Raw genomic sequence first — 19417 nt, 5'->3', positions numbered from 1 at the left:
TTGCCCGGTGACCGACGTGACCCCGACCGACATCGACCGCCGTCTGCGCGGCCCGGTCCGGGTCGTCGGTGCCGGGTTGCTCGGCGCCTCGATCGGTCTCGCCCTGCGCGAGAAGGGTGTGGACGTCGTCCTCGACGACGTCTCGCCCGCCGCGCTGGCGCTCGCCGTGGACTACGGCGCCGGGCGTCGACCGGCTGCCGGCGACCATCCGGAGCTCGTCGTCGTCGCGGTACCGCCGGACGTCGTCGCGACCGTGGTGGAGCGCGAGCTCGCCGCCCACCCCGACGCCGTGGTGACCGACGTCGCCAGCGTGAAGTCCGGGCCGCTCGCCGCCCTGGTGGCGGCCGGGGCCGACGTCTCCCGCTACATCGGGTCGCACCCGATGGCCGGACGCGAGCGCAGTGGTCCGACCGCCGCCCGCGCCGACCTGTTCGTCGGTCGCCCGTGGGTGATCGCGGGGCACGACGGCATCACGTACCAGCGTGCCGCGGTGGTCGAGGACCTCGCGCTCGACGTCGGCGCCACCGTCGTGCCGATGGACCCGGAGTCGCACGACCTCGCCGTCGCGTACGTCTCGCACGCGCCGCAGCTCGTGTCGACGCTGATGGCCTCGCGCCTGCGGGACGCCCCCGACGGGTCGCTCGGCCTGGCCGGTGGCGGCGTGCGCGACGTCACCCGGATCGCCGCGAGCGACCCGGGGCTCTGGGTGCAGATCATCGGGGCGAACGCCGGGCACATCCGGCCGGTGCTCACCGACCTGCGCGACGACCTGTCCCGTGTGATCGACGCGCTCGGCGACCCGGACGGTGCCGGATCGCCGCGCACCATCGCCGAGACCATCGCCGACGGCAACCGCGGGGTCGAACGGCTCCCCGGCAAGCACGGCACCACCAAGCGCTTCGCCCAGGTGGTCGTCCTGGTCGACGACACCCCCGGGCAGATCGCCGCACTCCTGACGTTCATCGGGGAGATCGGCATCAACCTCGAGGACATGCGCCTCGAGCACTCACCGGGCGCACAGATCGGCATCGTCGAGGTGTCGGTGCTGCCCGAGCAGGAACAGCGACTCGTCGAGGAACTCGAGGGGCGCGGATGGAGGATCGCAGCAGCATGGGCCTGAACGACGACACGAACGACTCCGGCGTGATCAGTGGACGCGCTCCGGCCGGTGGGACCGACGGGCCCGACTCCGGCTTGCCGACGCCGACCCCGACTCCTGGCGACGGGGCACGCGGCGGTGCTGAGGGTGGCCCCCTCGGTGGTCCGGCCGGCGGCCTCGGCGAACCCGGCGGGGAGCCCGGTTCGACCAGCGCCCCGATGCCGTCCGGCCTGGCCGACGGCGCCTACGTGGCGAAGATCGTCATCGCGGTCGACGGCCCCGCCGGCAGCGGCAAGTCGAGCGTCTCCCGTGCGGCGGCCCGCGCCCTGGGCTACGGCTACCAGGACACCGGCGCCGCCTACCGTGCACTCGCGTGGCACGCCCTGCAGCAGCGGGTCGACCTCGACGACGCCGCGGCGATCCTGGCGAGCTGGGACACCTTCGACTACGCCATCGGCACCGACCCCGACGACTACTACGTCAAGGTGGGGGAGACCGACGTGACCGAGGCCATCCGCACCCCCGACGTCACCGGCGCGGTCGCCCACATCGCGAAGCTCCCGGACGTCCGGAAGCGCCTGGTCCAGCTGTTCCGGAACGTGATGCGGAAGACCGACGCCCCGGGCATCATCACCGAGGGCCGGGACATCACCACGGTCGTCGCACCCGATGCCGAGGTCCGGATCCTGCTGACGGCCGACGAGTCCGTTAGAATGGCCCGACGCTCGGCAGAGGTCACGACCCAGTCGGCCGCCGAGACCTCCGCAGCACTCGCTCGTCGCGACGCGGCGGACGCGAAGGTCGTCGACTTCATGAACGCCGCCGACGGCGTCACGACGCTCGACTCCACCGACCTCGACTTCGACCAGACCGTGCAGGCGGTCGTCGACCTGGCCCGCGCGGCCACGCACTGACGCAGACCGGACCGCCTCGGCGGGCCGATCACGCACTGACGCAGACCGGACCGCTTCGGCGGGACGGTCCACCACGGCCGGACCCCCGGCCCCGGCCGGCAACGGCCACCGACACCGCGGCCCCGGCCGCTCGCGAGGAACCCAAGATGGCTCAGCTGGACAACCCGGACAACGACGACTTCCCCCAGTACGACGACGCCCTCGGCGAGCGGCTCGCCGGACTCGACGAGGCCGAGGCCGAGCAGCGCGCGACCGCGCTCCGCGCCGGGCTCGAGGAGTACGACCTCGAAGACGAAGACCTCGCCCTGCTCGAGGCCGGTCAGGTCGGCGAGGACGGCGTCCACTACCTGCCCGCCTACCCGGTGCTCGCGATCGTCGGCCGCCCGAACGTCGGCAAGTCCGCGCTCGTGAACCGCATCCTCGGTCGTCGTGAGGCCGTCGTGCAGGACGTCCCCGGCGTCACCCGCGACCGTGTCAGCTACAAGGCCGACTGGAACGACAAGCGCTTCACGCTCGTCGACACCGGCGGCTGGGAGCCCGGCGCCGAGGGCATCAACGCCTCGGTCGCCGCGCAGGCCGAGGTCGCGATCGACCTCGCCGACGCCGTGCTGTTCGTCGTGGACGTCACGGTCGGGATCACCGCCACCGACGAGCACGTCGTCAAGATGCTCCGCGGCACCGACCGCCCCGTCATCGTCGTCGCGAACAAGGCCGACGACGAGCGCCGTGAACTCGACGCCTACGAACTCTGGAACCTGGGGCTCGGCGAGCCGCACCCGGTGTCGGCCCTGCACGGCCGCGGCGTCGCGGACCTGCTCGACCTGATCATCAAGACGCTGCCCGACACCTCGGCCGTCGCCAAGCAGGAGGTCGGCGGCCCCCGCCGCGTGGCCATCCTCGGCCGCCCGAACGTCGGCAAGAGCTCGCTGCTCAACAAGGCCGCCGGTGAAGAGCGGGTCGTCGTGAACGACATCGCCGGAACCACCCGCGACCCGGTGGACGAGCAGATCGAGCTCGGCGGCAAGGTGTGGCGCTTCGTCGACACCGCCGGCATCCGCAAGCGCGTGCACATGCAGCAGGGCGCCGACTTCTACGCCTCGCTCCGCACCACCGCCGCGCTCGAGAAGGCCGAGGTCGCGGTGGTCGTCCTCGACGTCACCGAGCCGGTCTCCGTGCAGGACCTCCGCATCATCGACCTCGTCCTCGAGTCCGGCCGTGCCCTCGTGCTGGCCTACAACAAGTGGGACCTGCTCGACGACGAGCGCCGCCGTTACCTGGAGCGTGAGATCGAGCAGGACCTGGCGCACGTCGCCTGGGCTCCGCGCGTGAACATCTCGGCCCGTACCGGCCGCCACCTCGAGAAGCTCGTGCCGGCACTCGAGACCGCCCTCGAGTCGTGGGACACCCGCATCCCGACCGGCAAGGTCAACGCCTTCATCGCCGAGCTCGTGCAGGAACACCCCCACCCCGTGCGAGGCGGCAAGCAGCCCCGCATCCTGTTCGGGACCCAGGCGTCGAGCCAGCCGCCGACCTTCGTGCTCTTCACGTCGGCGTTCCTCGACCCGCAGTACCGACGCTTCATCACGCGTCGCCTCCGCGAGGTCTGGGGCTTCTCCGGCACGCCGATCAACGTCAACATGCGGGTGCGCGAGCGCCGGAAGCGCTGAGCCGTCCCACCCGTCACGCAGAACGCGCCTCGATCCGTCGGGGCGCGTTCTGCGTCCGGGCTCCGGTGGGCTGGCTACCCGTGTTCGGCCTGGAGGCCCGCAGCCGGTCCGGCACACCGGTGCGGCATCATGGAGGCGTGCGTACCGGGCCGTGGGCAGCGGACCGACGTCGGCTCGCCCTGGTGGGCGTCCTCGTCGGTGTGGTCGTCGTGGGTTCGGTGTCCCTCTGGACGATCTCGCACACGTCCGACGACGGCGACACGGTCACCCGTGCCGACCCCGTGCCCTCCGAGCCAGCGCAGTCGCCCGACGTCCGACTGCCGCCGTCCAACGGCCTCGAGGAACCGATCGAGCCCGAACCCGTCCGTCCGGTCGACGGCTCGCCCATCGACCCGTGGTGGCGCCGCGTCCCGCCGGTGTCCGGTGACATCGTCGGCATCGGGGCTGCGGCCTCCGGGCACGTCCGGATCGCCGCGAACACGAGTGACGAGACCCTCGCGGTGGAGATCGACCACCTGGAGACCGGCGGGGACGGCCCCGTCGACGTCGTGCTGTCCGCGGGGACGGTGCGCGGTGGTTCGAAGCCGGTGTGGACGCCGGCCGGGGAGTCCTACGACCTGTTCCAGGCCGCCGGGGTCGAACAGGGACTGACCGTCGTGCTCAGCGATCCGTGGTCACTGCCCGACGAGGTCCGTTCCCTGGTCCTGCTCGACGCCGACACCGGCACCGTGCTGGGCGGCGCGGCACTCGTCCCGTCGGACTGAGCGGGGCGCGCTGGGGCCGTGCTGAACCGACGCCGAACGACACTGTCGTGGTCGTCCGACGTCGACAGTGTCGTTCCGCATCGGTGCCCGTGGCTGTGCCGCGTCCGCTGCCGCCGCCGGGATGGGGCACGATGTACTGGTGACGCAGCAGAACGACGGACTCGGTGTGCTCGCCGACCGCGTGTGGTGCCGTCTGCGGCTCGACCGGTTGGCCGGAGGCCGGCAGTCCGGGTACGTGATCCGCGAGGACATGCTCGGACACCCCGACACCGTCCGCTCGTTCCGGTGGATCCGGTGGCTGCTCGTCGCCGAGACCGTCGTGGGACTCACCGCCATCGTGGTCGCCGTGCTGCTGACCCGCGCGGGGGAGTCCCTGTCGTGGGCGGTGTGGTTCCGGTCCACCGTGGTGCTGCTCATCACCCTGACGCTCTACGTGTTCGCCTGGCGGGCGCAGCTCGGGTACTACTGGGCGTACCAGCGGTTGCGGTTGTTCAGCCGGATCTTCCCGATCGTGACCCTCATCGTCGCGGCGATCCCCGGGCTCTACCCGTTCTGGATGGTCATCGAGCAGATCCTGTTCTCGGTGCTCATGGTCGGCATCGGCGACGTGCTGACGAGCGACCACATGCGGGCGACGTTCCCGAAGCCCGCGCGGCGCTGAGGCTCCGGCGGGCGGGTACCGACGCCGAGCGACGATGTCGGTGTCGTACGACGTCGGTGGTGCCGCTTCTTGCGGGCGCGGGTTGTTGCGCACGCTCGGGAGCGACGATGTCGGTGTCGTACGACGTCGGTGGTGTCGTTCGGCGTCGACGCTCGCGCGGGCGGACCGGCACCACGACAGCACACGCGTCGATCGACACGTGGACTGTCGCAAAACAGGTGCAGGGGCGGCGCGACCGGGCTACGCGACCGTGGCCAGGGCGAACGGCAGCACGGCGGAGGCCCCGGCGCGCCGGAGCTCCCGGCCGGCCACGGTCATCGTCCACCGGCTGTCGACCAGGTCGTCGACGAGCAGCACCGGGCCCTCGTGCGCCTGCAGGGCGGTGGCGAGCGACGGATCGACCACGAAGGTGTCCCACACGCCGGACAGTCGGTAGGCGCTGTTCGTCGCACCGTCGCCGCGGGGGGTCCCGCCGGCGCGGCCGAGCGTGCCGAGGAACTGCAGCCGACCGATCGTGGACAGCGCCTGGGCGAGGGACCCGACGAGCTCGGGCCGCGACCGTGACGACATCGCCACGACGCCGGTCGGCCGGGTCTCCCACGGCCAGTCCTTGAGCGCCCGGACACAGCCGTCGACGAGCTCGCGCGAGATCGGGGCATCGGGGGTGGACGTCGAGAAGAGTGCGCGCAGGGGACCGCCCCAGCCGAGGTCGGTCAGACGGGCCACCGCACGGCCGGGCTGCACGAGCTCGTCCGCGCCGATCTTGCCCCGCACCGAGACCCCGAGCGACGACATCCCCGAGGGCCACTGGGCACGCGGGGCGATCTCGACGCCGACCTTGTCGAGCGCGGCCGCCGCCCCGGACGAGTCGGTGTCGGACACGGCGGTCGGGAACCACGCCCCGGCGCAGTTGTCGCACCGGCCGCAGGGCTCGGCCGAGGGGTCGTCGAGGTCCTGCTGCAGCAGCTGCATGCGGCAGGCCGAGGTGGACTCGTAGTCGAGCATCGACGCGGCCTCGGCAGCACGGGCCGCTGCGACCCGCTCGTACCGGGGCGCGTCGTACTCCCACGGCTGCCCGGTCGACACCCAGCCCCCGGTGACACGTCGGACGGCGCCGTCGACGTCGAGCACCTTGAGCAGGAGTTCGAGGGTGGAGCGCTTGATGTCGACCAGGCCCTCGAGCGCCACGGTCGACATCGCGGTGTCGGTGGACAGGGCGCCGAGCACGGCGGCGGCGCGGGCCTCGGTCGGCATCGAGGCGCTGGCGAAGTACTGCCAGATCTCGCGGTCCTCGCGCCCGGGCAGGAGCAGGACGTCGGCGTTGTCGGTCGCGCGACCCGCACGACCGATCTGCTGGTAGTAGGCGACGGGCGACGAGGGAGCCCCGACGTGCACGACGAACCCGAGGTCGGGCTTGTCGAACCCCATGCCGAGCGCGCTCGTGGCGACCAGGGCCTTCAGCTCGTTGCCCTTGAGCTGCTGCTCGAGCTGTTCGCGCTCGTCGGTGTCGGTGCGCCCCGTGTAGGCACGGACGGCGTACCCGTTGTCGCGCAGCAGCCGTGCGATGTCCTCGGCCGCCGAGACGGTCAGCGTGTAGATGATGCCGCTGCCGGGCAGGTCGCCGAGGTGCGCGAGGAGCCAGCCGAGCCGCTGCCGGGCATCGGGCAGCGTCAGCACGCCGAGGCGCAGGGACTTGCGAGCCAGGGACCCGCGGATGGTGAACACCGGGTCGGCCGGACCGGCGGTGAGCTGTTCGGCGACGTCCTCGACCACGCGCTCGTTGGCCGTCGCGGTGGTCGCGAGGACGGGGACGCCGTGGGGGAGCGACCGGATGAGCTCGGCCAGTCGACGGTAGTCCGGCCGGAAGTCGTGGCCCCAGTCCGAGATGCAGTGCGCTTCGTCGACCACGAGCATGCCCATCCGGGCGATCAGGGTCGGCATCTGCTCGTCGCGGAACTTCGGGTTGTTCAGCCGCTCGGGTGAGACCAGGAGCACGTCGACCTCGTCACGGGCGAGGGCGGCCTGGGTCTCGCCCCACTCGTGGGCGTTCGCGGAGTTGATCGACACCGCGCGGACACCGGCCCGCGCGGCGGCGGCGACCTGGTCGCGCATCAGGGCGAGCAGCGGCGACACCAGGACGGTCGGGCCGCCTCCGCGTCGGCGCAGCAGCAGCGTCGCGAGGAAGTACACCGCGGACTTGCCCCACCCGGTGCGCTGCACGACCAGGGCGCGCTGCCGGTGCTCGACCAGCGCCGAGATCGCCTCGAGCTGGCCGGGGTGGAACACCGCGTCGGGGCGCCCGGTGAGCGCAGCGAGCGCCTGCTGCGCCTCGGCGGCGATGTCCGCAGAGGGGGACACGGAAGACGACGCGGTGGACCCGACACCAAGACCAGACATGCCCCCATGCTGTCAGCACCGACCGACGAAACCCGACCCGAGCCTCCTATCTGTGGACAACGCGACGGGGCGCGCTTACTGGTACGTGACCAACGACGGCGTCGGCTGCACGTCCTGCATGGTCTGCGCGGGCGTCAGCATGGGCGTGTCCTCGTCATAGAAGTTCTTCCAGCCCCAGTGCAGCCACTCCGGCGCGCCCTGGTGCAGTGCCTTCCACGTCGCCTGCTTGTCCGGCTGTGACCCCTGCCCGTCGACGTGCACGAGCATGTCGAGCTCCGGGTGGGTCTGCAGTGCGGAGCGGTCCTGGATCATCGACAGCCGGAACTGGTGCAGCACCAGGGCCTTCGGCGGCAGCCCCTCCTTCTTCACGAGGGCAGCGAGCCACGAGGACACCTCGTTCACCTCGGACGCCGACACGCTGCCGATCTGCTGCAGGGGCACCTGGTCCTTCGTCAGCCGCCACTCCGGGTCGAGCGCCAGCCACACACCCGGCTTCTTCAGCAGCGACTCGTACTTCTTGGCCTGCGACAGGAAGTCCGACCGCCCGGGCTGCAGGTCGATGATGACCGGCATGTCCGCCTCGTGCGCGGCATCGACGTAGGGCTCGAGCGTCGACACCGGCAGTTCCGTCGAGTAGTCGCCGTCGGCGCCGGCGTCCCCGGCGGCGACGGTCGCGATGACCTCCATCGCGGGCGTCACGAGCTCGTCGGACTCCGCCCGGTACGGCTTCGCGACCTGCTCGGCACGGTGCACGGTCTCCTTCGGCCCCTGCTCGCCGAGCACGCCCAGCGCCGGCGCTCCGGGAGCCCCGTACAGCGCGACGTACCGGTGCCCGTCGAACGGCCGCTGGCCGCCGTTCCGCAGCTGGAACCCGCCCTCGGCAGCCCGCACCGTCCACTCCGGGTCCGGCAGGGCGTCGAACGCCGCGCCGACCAGGACGGTCGGGTGCTTCGCCCGCTCGTGCAGCGCCGTCACCACGTCGGGTGCGGCAGCCGGGTCGGTCACGCCCTCCGGCATGGTCACGACGCGGGCACCGGCGGCCTTCGCGGTCGCCACGGCAGCAGCGTCCGCACTCGCGTCCGCCACCACCACGGTCGCCTGCCGGGAGGCCCGGGTCGACTCCGGCGCGTCATCGCCGTCCGGCGCCTGCCGCTGTTCGACGTCCGTGTCGACCGACACGTCGCCCTCGGCCTGGTACCAGTCGGCACCGAGCCGGTCGAGCTCGCGGGCGACGGCAGTGCTCGTGTCCTTGGTCGTCAGCAGCACCGGGACGTGGGCGCTCGCCGCTGCCTTCGCCGCACCACGGATCCCGTCGGTGTCGCCGGCCCGGGCGACGACCGCTCCGGGAGCGCTCGCGAACAGGGCCTTGCTGACGCGGACGGACCGGGCGGCGGCGTCCCCAGCGTCGGCCACCGTGACGGTGTCGGCCGAGGCCTTCGCCAGGGTCGGGCGGCTCGTGTCCGGTCCGCTCGACGTGCACCCGGCGGCTCCGAGCAGCAGCCCGGAGACCGCGATCGCGAACAGGAAACGAGGGGTGGAACGAGAACGCATCGAGCCACCCTACGAGCCAGGCGGAGAGGTCCCTGGGAATCCGACGGGTGTCGTCTCGTAGAAGGGAGGCATGCCCCACCACCCCGACGACCGCCCGCTCATCGGACCGGTCCGGTCGCCCGAGGTGCACTGCATGACGCTCAACGTGCGTCGCCGCGTGCCGCGACAGCCGACGCACCCGGACGCCTGGGAGCGACGCCGCGACGCCGTGCTCGCGCTCGTCACGTCCGAAGCGCCCACCGTCCTCGCCGTCCAGGAGGCCCTGCCCACGCAGGCAGATGACCTGACGTCCGGCCTCGGGTCGGGTTGGGAGCCCGTCCTGGCCGGGCGAGGAGCGCGTGGCGGTGGCGAACAGGTCGGCCTGTTCCTCGACCGCTCCCGCCTCGACGTCGTCGAGCGCCGCACCTGGGCACTCTCCCGCACACCCCACCGCCCCGGCTCGCGGTCGTGGGCCACGTCCTTCCCCCGGCACGCCGTCGGAGCCGTCGTCGACGACCGCGCGACCGGCGTCCGGTTCCTGGCGATCGCCACCCACCTCGACGTCGCCTCGCCGTGGGCCCGACTGCGGTCCGCCGAACTGCTCGGCCGGATCGTCCGGCAGCGCGGCCTGCCCGCCGTGGTCATGGCCGACTGGAACAGCCCCGCCGGTTCCGCACCATGGCGAGCCCTGGCGGAGGCGGGGGTCGAGGACAGCTGGGGGCGGGCCTCCAGGCAGGTGGGTGAGCCCTACGGGACGTACCCGCACTACGGGAGTCCTCGCGTCGGTGGCCGGCGGATCGACGGCGTGCTCGTGACCGCTGAGGCGGAGGTGGACCGCGTCGCGGTCGACGTGCGGCGGCCGGGCGGCGTGTGGCCGTCCGACCACGCCGCCGTGCACGCCGTCGTGCGGTGGGCGTCGTGATCGCCACGCTCGGACCGACGTTCCTGCGGCCGCGGTTCCTGGTGGCCGACGTGGTGCGGGCGCTGACGCTCGTAAGCGTCGTCGTGGCGAGCGTCGGCTGGGACGGAACGGCGTTCCCGGTCATGGCGCTGGCGCTGCTCGGCGTCGTGGGGCCGCGGATGCTCGGGCTGCGGCCGGCCTTCGACGTGGCGGTGTGCGTGCTCGTGCTCCTCGCCGGGTGGTCGAGCGTGCTCGAGTGGTACACGACCGTCTTCCTGTGGGACAAGTTCATGCACGTCGTGCTGACGGGGCTGCTCGCGGCGGTGCTCTACGTCATCGGTGCCGACCTGCGGGCGTTACCGGCCCCGCACGCCGAGCGCCGGGTGGTCGTCGCGGTGCTCGCGCTGTGTGCGGGACTCGCGGTCGGGGCGGTATGGGAGATGGGGGAGTGGCTCGGGCACAACTTCGTCGACTCCAAGATCTTCGTCGGGTACGACGACACGATCGGGGACCTGGCGGCGGACGGGTCCGGCGGGTTGCTCGTCGGGCTCGGGTTGCCGTGGTTGGCGGCGCGGCGCGAGGTGGTGCGGCCGGGCTGAGCGTGTCGTTCGGGTCGCGCTGCTCCGACTCGCCGTGGCACGGAGGGGGTCTGACGTCCGCTATGCTGGACCGGTCGCTCGCGCTCCGGTCGGACGCGGGCGAGGATCCTCCGGGATCCTGAGTTCTCCGGAACTCGCGGGCTGTGGCGCAGCTTGGTAGCGCACTTGACTGGGGGTCAAGGGGTCGCAGGTTCAAATCCTGTCAGCCCGACCGAAACGTGTTTGACACGACGACAGAAGCCCACCGAGGATCTCGGTGGGCTTCTGTCGTTCCGGCGGGTGTCGTTGGGTCGTCCGCATAGGGCTCCGTCATTGCGACGATGAGCGGACCACCTATCTGCGACACAAGTCTTCTCGCGGATCGTCCGGTTCGAATCCGAGTCCGAGTTGGACACCGTGGTCCGTGGGAGGACCGGCTTGCGGGACATGCTTCGGATGCCGCTACGGTCGAATCATGGCGAGCATCACCTACCCAACGCCGCTCCAACCAGGCGGGCGGATCGAGGTTCCTGCACCGTCGATGGGGGTTCCCGTGCATCTCCTCGAGCGATTGCAGACTTCGGTCGAAGCGCTCACGGCACTCGGGTTCGAGACTCATGTGCGCCCGCACACGTCCACGGCTGGTCTCACGCCGGCGTCTGCCGCTGCCCGCGCCGAGGATCTGCACGCTGCGTTCGCGGCGGCCGACGCGGTACTTCCACCGTGGGGCGGGGAGCTTGCTATCGAATTGGTCGAGAAGATCAACTGGGACGCCCTTGTTGAAGCTCGCCCCTGGTTCGTGGGGTGGTCGGACATCTCGACGTTGCTGTTGCCGCTGACAACGCGGACCGGGCTCGCGACAATTCACGGCGCCAACCTCATGGACGAGCCGTACGAGCTGCCTACCGAGTTCGAGCGATGGACCGACGTCGTGGCGCTTCCGCCAGGGAGCACCTTCGAGCAGTACAGCGCACCTCGCCGGCGCAGCCGCCCGTGGGGAGCGTGGGCTGATGAGCCGTTGGATCGCGAACACGCGTACGAAGCACCCACGAGGTGGCGGTCCCTCGACGGAACGAATGACGTAACGATGCGCGGCCGCCTGATCGGTGGCTGCCTTGAAACCGTTTCGCTGCTCGCCGGAACGCCCTACGGCGACGTACCTGGATTCGCGCGGAAGTACGCCCCGGAGGGCACGATCGTCTACCTCGAAGCGGCCGAGTCCAACGCGATCGCCGTCCTTCGAATGCTCACCTCGCTGCGCCTCGCGGGCTGGTTCGACGACGCGAACGGTGTTCTGATCGGACGCACCGACGGCGCGGCCGTGCCCGAACTGACCCAGGACGAAGCAGTGCGTCGGGTGCTGGGCGACCTCGACGTGCCGGTACTCCTCGATTTCGACACCGGGCACCAGCCGCCGCAGATGCCACTCGTGAACGGCGCCCTGGCGGAAGTTCGACTCGACGGGGCGGACGGCTCGATCATGCAGCACCTGGTCCCGTAGCTCGACCGGTCAGGGATCGCTTGTCGCGGGAGCACGATGCTCTGTGTCCGCTTTATGTCGTCACTGGCTTGCAGGGCGGGTGGGGGAGCGCGATGCTTGATTGGTGTGGAAGTCGCGAAGCAGCCGGCGCAGGAGCGAAACCCCGTCGCCCGCAGGGGTGTGGATCGTGCTGCATGACGAGTCACCACACAACACGGTGCTCGGTGTCTTCGCGACTGAGTCCGAAGCGTCGAAGTTCAGCGACGAGGTAGAAGCACGATTCCCGCAGGGAGTCATCTACTCGCGCTTCGCTGTTGGCTACCGATACGACCATGGGCCCGGCCACGTCGAGTTCACGCCCGAGGGTGACTAGCCCGAGAACTGGGAGGAGGCGGTGGCCCCCTCCCAGTTCCGTTTCACGGATTGGTGCCGCAGGAGAGCTTGGCTTCCTCGTACGCCGAAGCGGTTCCGGTGGTGCCGGTGGGGAACGTACCGGTGCTGCGAACGATCATCCGGAAGGTGGTCTTGCGGAGGTCATCACACTTGCGGATGGGTGAGGTCTGCTGGAGGCGCCCCTGACCGACGTTGACCGAGTTGAATGGGCCAGCTACCTTCTGGAGCCCCCACCACACAGTCTTGTAGATGTCTGTGGTCTGTGAGATCCGCACCATGATGACGGTGCACTGCGTTGCGGGATGTCCACCGACTGCCCCGTAGGGGAACTTGCCACCGGACGCTCGCTTGTACACGTTGCCCGTATCGATGGTGCAGCGCTGGCCTCCTGCTGCGATCGGTGATGTTGCCTGGGTGCTTACGGATCCCGATGTCGGCGGCGCAGAGAAGCTCGCAGTCTCGTTTCCGGCGGACGGAACCTCAGACCAGGTGAGGTCATCCGGACCAGGAGCGGGAACTGATGGGTCGTATGCGGGAGCGTCCGCCGGGGCTCCCTCGGACAGGGCTGAGCTGTACACGGATGCCGGGACAGTTGCAGCGGAGGCGGGTGCCACCGCGAACAGCGATGTCGCGACGAGTGCGCAGGCGGCTGCAGCAGCCGCCAGAGTGGTCTTCGCTTGGACAGGCATAGTTGGCCTTTCATGCAGCGCCGCGGCTACCCCTCGCAACCGACCCCAAGACGCGCTCCTTGTCTAACAGCAGGGAAGTTCGGGATACAGCCCCCTCAGGGTTACGAAGTGGCATCAGCTGAGTGCCGTGTCTGGTTGGACTACCCCAACTGGACGTCAGCCATGACGTCGAAGGAGCGTCCGACTTGGGCCCGACTCGCGAAGTCCTCGACCTGGATGTGCCGCAGGGTGGGAGGTACGCCACCGCTGCGTACTCGACGGATCGCATGCGCCGGTAGCCAATCCTGAGACGCGGTAACACACAGAGCTTCTGTTCGTAACCGGAAGCAAGCAGCAGATGGCACACGAGAGCGAGCGCCAGCTGCTGTTGGCTGCGAGGTAGTTGGTGGAGTCAGCCGAGCAGCCCTATGAGCACGCGGAGATGGGTGCGAGTCAGCCCGGCGGCGGCTTCGACGTCGCGTGATGCGATTGCTTCGTAGATGCGTTCGTGGACGCCCTGGTCGCCGTCATCGCCGTGGTGACCGCGGAGGCGGAGCATGTCGGACATGGCCCGGCGGCTGCGGGGCGCGAAGCTGTCGAAGAGCTCCAGCAGGACCGGACTCTGCGCCGCGACGATGATGCCGCGATGGAACGCCATGTCGGTCTCGACATGCGCTCCGATGTCGGCGCGGTACTGCTCCCGTTCGCGCAACGCTTCGCGCAGCGCCGTCAGCTCGGCCGCCGAGTGGCGTTCGGCGGCCAGTGCGGAGGCTTCAACTTCGATCGCGGTGCGCGCTTCGATGACCGCAACGACGTCGGCACGTTGAAGGACGGCATCCCAGCTTTCAGGGATATCGGTAGCAGTGACGAATACCCCGGATCCTTGGCGAGTGGTGAGGATGCCGCGGCCGGCGAGGATGCGGATCGCCTCCCGTGTGGTGGATCGGCCGACGCCGAGCTGCGGGGCGAGGGTCGTCTCGCCCGGCAGCTTCCCGCCGATCTCCCATTCCCCGTCCCGGATACGGGCACGGAGCAGCTCGGCGGCCTGCTCGGCAAGGGATTCGCGGCGCACCATTGTCATGCGGCCATCCTCCCATCAACACCAAGTTCTCTACTTGTCTGTGGAGTTGTGCTAGGTTCGACCTGTGTCCACCTCCTGGTTCCTTCTCCTTCGCTGCCACGGCGGGGCGTAGCCAGACCGGCTCCCCGACGTGGAGCCGCAACGCGCGCCGGTCGATCACATCCGAACGACCCGGACAGGAACCGAACCGTGGCCAGCAGCACCTTCCCGACCATTTCCACCCCCGTAGGTCCGATCCCGGCCGACACGCCGGCGTGGAACCGGCAGCGGCATTCGCAGATGCCCTCGCACCGATACCGGGACGTGTACTCCCGTGTCGATGTGCCACTTGTTGAACGTGACTGGCCGCGGAACCGGCTGACAGCGACACCGCTGTGGGTGCCAGTGGACCTTCGCGACGGCAACCAGGCCTTGGCTGAGCCGATGGACCCGGCCCGCAAACGGCGCTTCTTCGAGCTCATGGTCGCGATGGGCTACAAGGAGATCGAGGTGGGCTACCCCTCAGCCTCGCAGACGGACTACGACTTCGTCCGCCTCATCGCCGAGACGGACGTTGCGCCTGATGACGTCACCATCGTGGTGTTCACGCCGGCACGTCGGGAGCTCATCGAGCGCACTGTGGAGTCCATCCGTGGGATCCGGAACCCCGTCGTGATCCACATGTACACCGCCACCGCTCCCACTTGGCGCGACCTCGTCCTCGGCCAGGACCGCGACGGGTTGAAGGAGCTGATCCTCGCCGGCGGCCGAGACGTGCTGCAGTTCGCCGGGCAGCTGCCGAACGTCAGGTTCGAGTTCTCGCCCGAGGTGTTCAACCTCACCGAACCCGACTTCGCCCTCGAGATCTGCGACGCCATGACAGGACTGTGGGATGCAACACCGGACCGCCCCGTCATCCTCAACCTGCCCGCCACCGTCGAGATCGCCACGCCGAACGTGTACGCCGACCAGATCGAGTACATGCACAAGAACCTCGCCCGTCGAGACGCGGTGATCCTCTCCGTGCACCCGCACAACGACCGTGGCACCGGTGTCGCCTGCGCCGAGCTCGCCGTCCTCGCCGGCGCGCAACGCGTCGAAGGCTGCATCTTCGGCAACGGCGAACGCACCGGGAACGTCGACCTCGCCACCCTCGCCCTGAACCTCCACGCGCAGGGCATCGACCCGATGATCGACTTCTCTGACATCGACGAGATCCGCCGCACCGTCGAGGACAGCAACCGCATCGAGATCCATCCCCGTCACCCCTACGTCGGAGATCTCGTTCACACTGCGTTCTCCGGCACCCACCAGGACGCGATCAAGAAAGGCTTCGCCGAACACCGCACCCGCGCCTCGGCAGAAGACCGACCCGAGTCAGAGATCGCGTGGCGGGTGCCGTACCTGCCCATCGACCCCGCCGACATCGGACGCAACTACGACGCGGTCATCCGAGTCAACTCACAATCGGGCAAGGGCGGCATCGCCTACCTGCTGGAGACCGAGTACGGCATCGAACTCCCGCGCCGCCTCCAAATCGATTTCACCCGACACGTCCAACAGCACACAGACGAGACCGGCAGCGAAGTCACCGCCGAACAGCTCTGGAACATCTTCCACACCACCTACCTCGCCACCCCGGTCGAGGCGTCGATCGAACTCGTCGCCTTCGGCACGAACGGCCAGAACACCACCATCACCCTCCGCGCTTGCGGCATCGAGAACACCACCAGCCACGACGGCATCGGCCCCGTCGAAGCACTCACCGCGGCACTCGCACTCAACGGGGTCCCTGTCGAGATCCTGAGCCTCCACCAGACCAGCACCAGCGCCGGCAACAACAGCGAGGCCATCACCCTCGTCGAATACCGCCACGGGCCGCGTACGGCGTGGGTCGCAGGTAAGGACCGGTCAGTCCTCACCGCCTCGTTGACCGCCATCATGAACTCAACAGCAGGTGAAACCGGGGCACTCGCGCGGTGAACAGCCATCACGCTCCTTCGGCCTAGCCGTACTCACCAGGACGGGTTTTTGGTGCAGTCCTCGATTCGATCCAAGCGGAACTCGCCATCGGTCAGGTCCGGGTGAGGTCGTGTTCGTGGGCGTAGATCGCTGCCGCGATGCGGTTGCGGAGGCCGAGCTTGGTGAGGACTCCGGCGACGTGGGTCTTGACAGTGACTTCACCGATGCCGAGCCCTGCGGCGATCTCGGCGTTCGACTGGCCCTTCGCGACGAGGAGGAGCACCTCGTTCTCCCGCTGGGTGAGGTTCGGGAGTGCGCGCCCGTCCGGTGCCTGCAGCGGCCCGGTGGGGAGTTGCGGTGCGAAGCGGTCGAGAAGGAGCCGCGTGATGCGGGGCGCGGTCACGGCATGGCCGGCAGCGACGGCGCGGACGCCCGCGAGGAGCTCGGCGACCGGCGCGTCCTTCAACAGGAATCCGCTGGCACCGGCACGGAGCGCCCGGTAGGCGTACTCGTCGAGGTCGAAGGTGGTGAGGATCAGGATCTTCGCGTCGGGGTCATCGACGAGGAGTCGTCCGGTGGCTTCGAGGCCGTCCATGCCGGGCATCCTGATGTCGAGGAGGATCACGTCCGGGCGAAGTGCGTTCGCCCGACGGATGGCGCTCCGCCCGTCCGGGGCCTCGCCGACGACCGTGATGTCCTCTGTGTCGTCGAGGATGAGCCGGAACCCCATCCGGATGAGGGCCTGGTCGTCGACCAGGAGCACGCGAATGGTCATGCTCGTGCTCTTCCCGGCTGGACGGCGAGGGGGATCGAAGCAGCGATCCGCCATCCGCGGGTGCCATCGGGTCCCGCATCGAGGATGCCGCCGAGCTGGGTGACGCGTTCTTCCATCCCGACCAGCCCGAAGCCTCCGGCTCGGGTCTCGAGCGTGCCTCCGGTGCCGTCGTCCTCGATGCTGAGGACGAGCTCGTCTCGCGAGGCCGTGATGGTCACGGTGAACGTGGTCGCACTCGCGTGCTTGAGGGTGTTCGTGATGGCCTCCTGGGTCACCCGGTAGACGGCGACCCCGATCGCTGCCGGAACTCGGTCGACGGCGCCGTGGGTCTGCAGTGTGGCGCGCAGCCCGGCTGCGGTGACGAGTTCGAGCAGCGCCGGTACCCCGTCGATGCTTGGCGTGGGTAGCAGTCCATCGTTCGCTCGGATCGTCCCGACCGCGTGACGGGTGTCGGCAAGGGCCGTGCGGGCGGTGCGTTCGATCAACTCGACGGCCTCGTCCACGCGCTCCGGTTGCCGAGTCGCCCTGCCGGTGCTGGCTGCCGCGAGGGTGACGATCACGGCGAGGCCGTGGGCGATGACGTCGTGCATGTCCCGAGCGATGCGGTTGCGCTCGTCGGCGACCGCGAGCAGCGTCTGCTGTTCACGTTCACGCTGTGCCCGAGCGCTCTGCTCCTGCAGAACCGCGACCACGCGGCGGTGGTTGCGGACCGAGGCACCGCACGCGGTCGCCGCGAGGACGAACACGGTGAGGACGGTCAGCATCTCGGTGACGTGGAGCCCGTGCGGCCACGTGACGGACGCGGCCACCGCACCCCCCTCGGCGATCCCGACCGCGACCGCGGTGTCCCGCACCGGGCGGTGGGCGGCGACCGTCGCCAGCGCCACCAGCACGCTAGCGTCCGCAGCGAGCTGCACCCCGATCGACCACTGCACGGCAGCGACGACGCTGATGCCGAGGAAGACAGCCATCGGCCATCGTCGACGCACACTCAGCGGCGCGATCATCGCCAGCGACAGCGTGACGTACGCCACGAGCAGCGGGTCACCGGCCCGGGCGTGGAAGACCAGCTGCGGTGTCACCGCGACGGCGAGAGCGCCGGCGATGACGGTGTCCGCGACGATCGGGTGCGCCCGCCACCACTGCCGCACCGTGCGGTCGTGACCGAGGACCATCACATTCCGCTGCCGTCGAAGAACGCGGCCAGGGCGGGTGCCGTGTCCGCGACGGTTGACAGGTTCGCCAGGAGCACGATCCCGAGGAACAACAGCATCCCGGGGAGCAGGATCCCACCGCCGGCGAGCACCCGGCGGAGACGCCGATCGGCCTTCGGGGTCCGGGCCCGCTGCACCCAGATCGCCGCTGTCCCGGCGACGACCACGACGATCGCGGCAACCGCGGTCACGACGAGCGCCGCGTGGTAGCGGCGGAAGTCCTCGATGAGCGCGGCCAACGGCGGGGTCATCGTCCCGGACGCGAGCTCACTGCGGACCTGGAGCACCGAGGCGCCGTCCATCGGGAGGAAGGTCAGCACAGATGACAGCGGCGCCACTGCACCCTGCACGTTCGCCATCACGACCAGCAGCACGACCGGGGCGATCGGAGCGCCCAGGACACCGACCAGGAACAGCCCGAAGCGACGCCTCCGCGATCGTGCCCGTGCGAACGCGGTCCAGACACGTTGCCCGACCGGGACCAAGACGACCAGCAGGGCGACCGCGACGATCGCCTTCACGATGTGGAACACGGTCCAGTACGACACCGCGGCGGCCAACGGCGAACTCGACGTCCGCCCGGACCCCACCCACTGCGCGAACCCCGAGGCCACGGCTCCGGGAAGCGCCGCGACGGACAGGTCTGTCCCCGAGGCCCAACCGGCGATCGCGGCCGGCCAGACGACCACTGCGATCGTCAGCGCTCCTGCCAACGTGAACCACACCACCCCACGGCGATCCACAGTTGCCGGCGTGTTCGTCATCGTCATCATCACCCTCCACCACGTCGGGCGCATCCCGACGAGACAACGGTAGGGAGCGCGACCACGTCGCCGCGTCCTCTTCGATCACGAGATGTGAGGTGGGCGAGGCTCCTCCTCGAGGAGGACCCGGCGCACGAACCAGCACGGTTGCGCGGAGGTGTTCCTTGCTCGATTCCCGCTGGGCTCAGTGACGTCCGCTGATGCGGGTCTTTCGAGGACGCAAGATCTCCGCCCGTTGCGGGCGCCGCGCAGGGCCGCATTCTGCGAACGCCAATCGGCAGACGGGTTCGGCTCAGGTCGACGGGGGAGGGTGGGTTGGCGCTCCTTGGGGCTGGGACCGACCACTTCCCGCACGCCCAATGTCCTGCGAGTCAGCGTCCCCAGAGGGCGAAGCCCATCGAGCCGAACAAGACAACCGCGACGATTGGAACCAGATATAACCGATCCCGGTGTATTGGGCCTTGGCCGGGCTGATGGTCACGCTGGAAGGGAGTTGCTGCTAGCTGCGGTCGAAGTCGGACACGTTCGGTTCCGGCGCGAGCGGATTCCACTGCGTCCCACCACCTTCCAAGGCCGAGCTGGGGTTTGCC

General features: G+C 69.9%; 16 protein-coding genes and 1 tRNA gene. 10 read left to right on the top strand and 7 right to left on the bottom strand.

Annotated features, from left to right (window positions below; all coding sequences use genetic code 11):
• The first annotated feature begins 7 nt into the window (after nucleotides 1–7).
• The 5 genes from HQQ79_RS15430 (at nucleotide 8) to HQQ79_RS15410 (ending at nucleotide 5105) form a co-directional block, all read left to right on the top strand.
• Nucleotides 8–1120, top strand: coding sequence for a prephenate dehydrogenase (locus tag HQQ79_RS15430; protein ID WP_173035485.1), 1113 nt, complete (start codon nucleotides 8–10; stop codon nucleotides 1118–1120).
• 197 nt (nucleotides 1121–1317) lie between these two features.
• Nucleotides 1318–2013 (top strand): (d)CMP kinase, encoded by a 696-nt coding sequence (gene cmk / locus HQQ79_RS15425; protein ID WP_051596569.1) that lies wholly within the window; start codon nucleotides 1318–1320, stop codon nucleotides 2011–2013.
• A gap of 146 nt (nucleotides 2014–2159) precedes the next feature.
• A complete protein-coding gene (der, locus tag HQQ79_RS15420; protein ID WP_027464783.1) occupies nucleotides 2160–3680 on the top strand; it encodes a ribosome biogenesis GTPase Der in 1521 nt (506 codons plus the stop codon).
• A 137-nt stretch (nucleotides 3681–3817) separates the two neighbouring features.
• Nucleotides 3818–4444 (top strand): hypothetical protein, encoded by a 627-nt coding sequence (locus HQQ79_RS15415; protein WP_173035483.1) that lies wholly within the window; start codon nucleotides 3818–3820, stop codon nucleotides 4442–4444.
• Between the two features lie 139 nt (nucleotides 4445–4583).
• The gene (locus HQQ79_RS15410) at nucleotides 4584–5105 is read left to right on the top strand and encodes a hypothetical protein (RefSeq protein ID WP_071244988.1); all 522 of its coding nucleotides are present in this window, start codon (nucleotides 4584–4586) and stop codon (nucleotides 5103–5105) included.
• Nucleotides 5106–5345: 240 nt separating this feature from the next.
• Here the strand turns inward: HQQ79_RS15410 and HQQ79_RS15405 are convergent, their stop codons facing one another.
• Together HQQ79_RS15405 and HQQ79_RS15400 are read right to left on the bottom strand one after the other, a co-directional pair.
• Entirely contained in the window at nucleotides 5346–7502 is a 2157-nt protein-coding gene (locus HQQ79_RS15405) for an ATP-dependent DNA helicase RecQ (protein ID WP_216852633.1), read from the bottom strand.
• Nucleotides 7503–7577: 75 nt separating this feature from the next.
• Nucleotides 7578–9053: a hypothetical protein gene (locus tag HQQ79_RS15400; protein ID WP_173035481.1), complete on the bottom strand. Its 1476-nt coding sequence runs from the start codon at nucleotides 9051–9053 to the stop codon at nucleotides 7578–7580.
• A 70-nt stretch (nucleotides 9054–9123) separates the two neighbouring features.
• Between HQQ79_RS15400 and HQQ79_RS15395 the strand changes: the two genes are divergently transcribed.
• The 4 genes from HQQ79_RS15395 (at nucleotide 9124) to HQQ79_RS15380 (ending at nucleotide 12012) form a co-directional block, all read left to right on the top strand.
• Nucleotides 9124–9954 carry an endonuclease/exonuclease/phosphatase family protein gene (locus HQQ79_RS15395; RefSeq protein ID WP_173035479.1) on the top strand — a complete coding sequence of 277 codons (831 nt, stop codon included), beginning with the start codon at nucleotides 9124–9126 and terminating at the stop codon, nucleotides 9952–9954.
• Entirely contained in the window at nucleotides 9951–10532 is a 582-nt protein-coding gene (locus HQQ79_RS15390; RefSeq protein WP_173035477.1) for a hypothetical protein, read from the top strand. Before HQQ79_RS15395 ends, HQQ79_RS15390 begins: the two co-directional genes overlap by 4 nt.
• Before the next feature lie 137 nt (nucleotides 10533–10669).
• Nucleotides 10670–10743: transfer RNA gene (locus HQQ79_RS15385), tRNA-Pro, on the top strand.
• A 243-nt stretch (nucleotides 10744–10986) separates the two neighbouring features.
• Nucleotides 10987–12012 (top strand): S66 peptidase family protein, encoded by a 1026-nt coding sequence (locus HQQ79_RS15380; RefSeq protein WP_173035475.1) that lies wholly within the window; start codon nucleotides 10987–10989, stop codon nucleotides 12010–12012.
• A gap of 395 nt (nucleotides 12013–12407) precedes the next feature.
• Here HQQ79_RS15380 and HQQ79_RS15375 read toward each other — a convergent pair whose 3' ends face one another.
• Both HQQ79_RS15375 and HQQ79_RS15370 read right to left on the bottom strand, forming a co-directional pair.
• Entirely contained in the window at nucleotides 12408–12740 is a 333-nt protein-coding gene (locus HQQ79_RS15375; RefSeq protein ID WP_176709612.1) for a hypothetical protein, read from the bottom strand.
• Nucleotides 12741–13464: 724 nt separating this feature from the next.
• On the bottom strand, nucleotides 13465–14133 hold the full coding sequence (locus HQQ79_RS15370) for a FadR/GntR family transcriptional regulator (protein WP_173035472.1): 669 nt from the start codon (nucleotides 14131–14133) through the stop codon (nucleotides 13465–13467).
• A gap of 279 nt (nucleotides 14134–14412) precedes the next feature.
• Between HQQ79_RS15370 and HQQ79_RS15365 the strand changes: the two genes are divergently transcribed.
• Nucleotides 14413–16095, top strand: coding sequence for a 2-isopropylmalate synthase (locus tag HQQ79_RS15365; RefSeq protein WP_254066350.1), 1683 nt, complete (start codon nucleotides 14413–14415; stop codon nucleotides 16093–16095).
• A 91-nt stretch (nucleotides 16096–16186) separates the two neighbouring features.
• On the opposite strand, the gene HQQ79_RS15360 is transcribed toward HQQ79_RS15365, so the two are convergent.
• The 3 genes from HQQ79_RS15360 to HQQ79_RS15350 are packed head-to-tail and all read right to left on the bottom strand — an operon-like array spanning nucleotide 16187 to nucleotide 18827.
• Nucleotides 16187–16849, bottom strand: a complete 663-nt coding sequence (locus HQQ79_RS15360) for a response regulator transcription factor (RefSeq protein ID WP_173035471.1) — start codon at nucleotides 16847–16849, stop codon at nucleotides 16187–16189.
• The gene (locus HQQ79_RS15355; RefSeq protein WP_173035470.1) at nucleotides 16846–18024 is read right to left on the bottom strand and encodes a sensor histidine kinase; all 1179 of its coding nucleotides are present in this window, start codon (nucleotides 18022–18024) and stop codon (nucleotides 16846–16848) included. The genes HQQ79_RS15360 and HQQ79_RS15355 overlap by 4 nt, the downstream gene beginning before the upstream one ends.
• On the bottom strand, nucleotides 18024–18827 hold the full coding sequence (locus tag HQQ79_RS15350) for a hypothetical protein (protein WP_216852632.1): 804 nt from the start codon (nucleotides 18825–18827) through the stop codon (nucleotides 18024–18026). Before HQQ79_RS15350 ends, HQQ79_RS15355 begins: the two co-directional genes overlap by 1 nt.
• Nucleotides 18828–19417 lie beyond the last annotated feature (590 nt).

It is taken from the genome of Curtobacterium sp. VKM Ac-2852 (assembly GCF_013205045.1).
Taxonomy (GTDB): Bacteria; Actinomycetota; Actinomycetes; order Actinomycetales; family Microbacteriaceae; genus Curtobacterium; species Curtobacterium flaccumfaciens.
The sequence above is the reverse complement of the archived record's forward strand: the minus strand, read 5'-3'. Positions and strand labels throughout refer to the sequence as shown.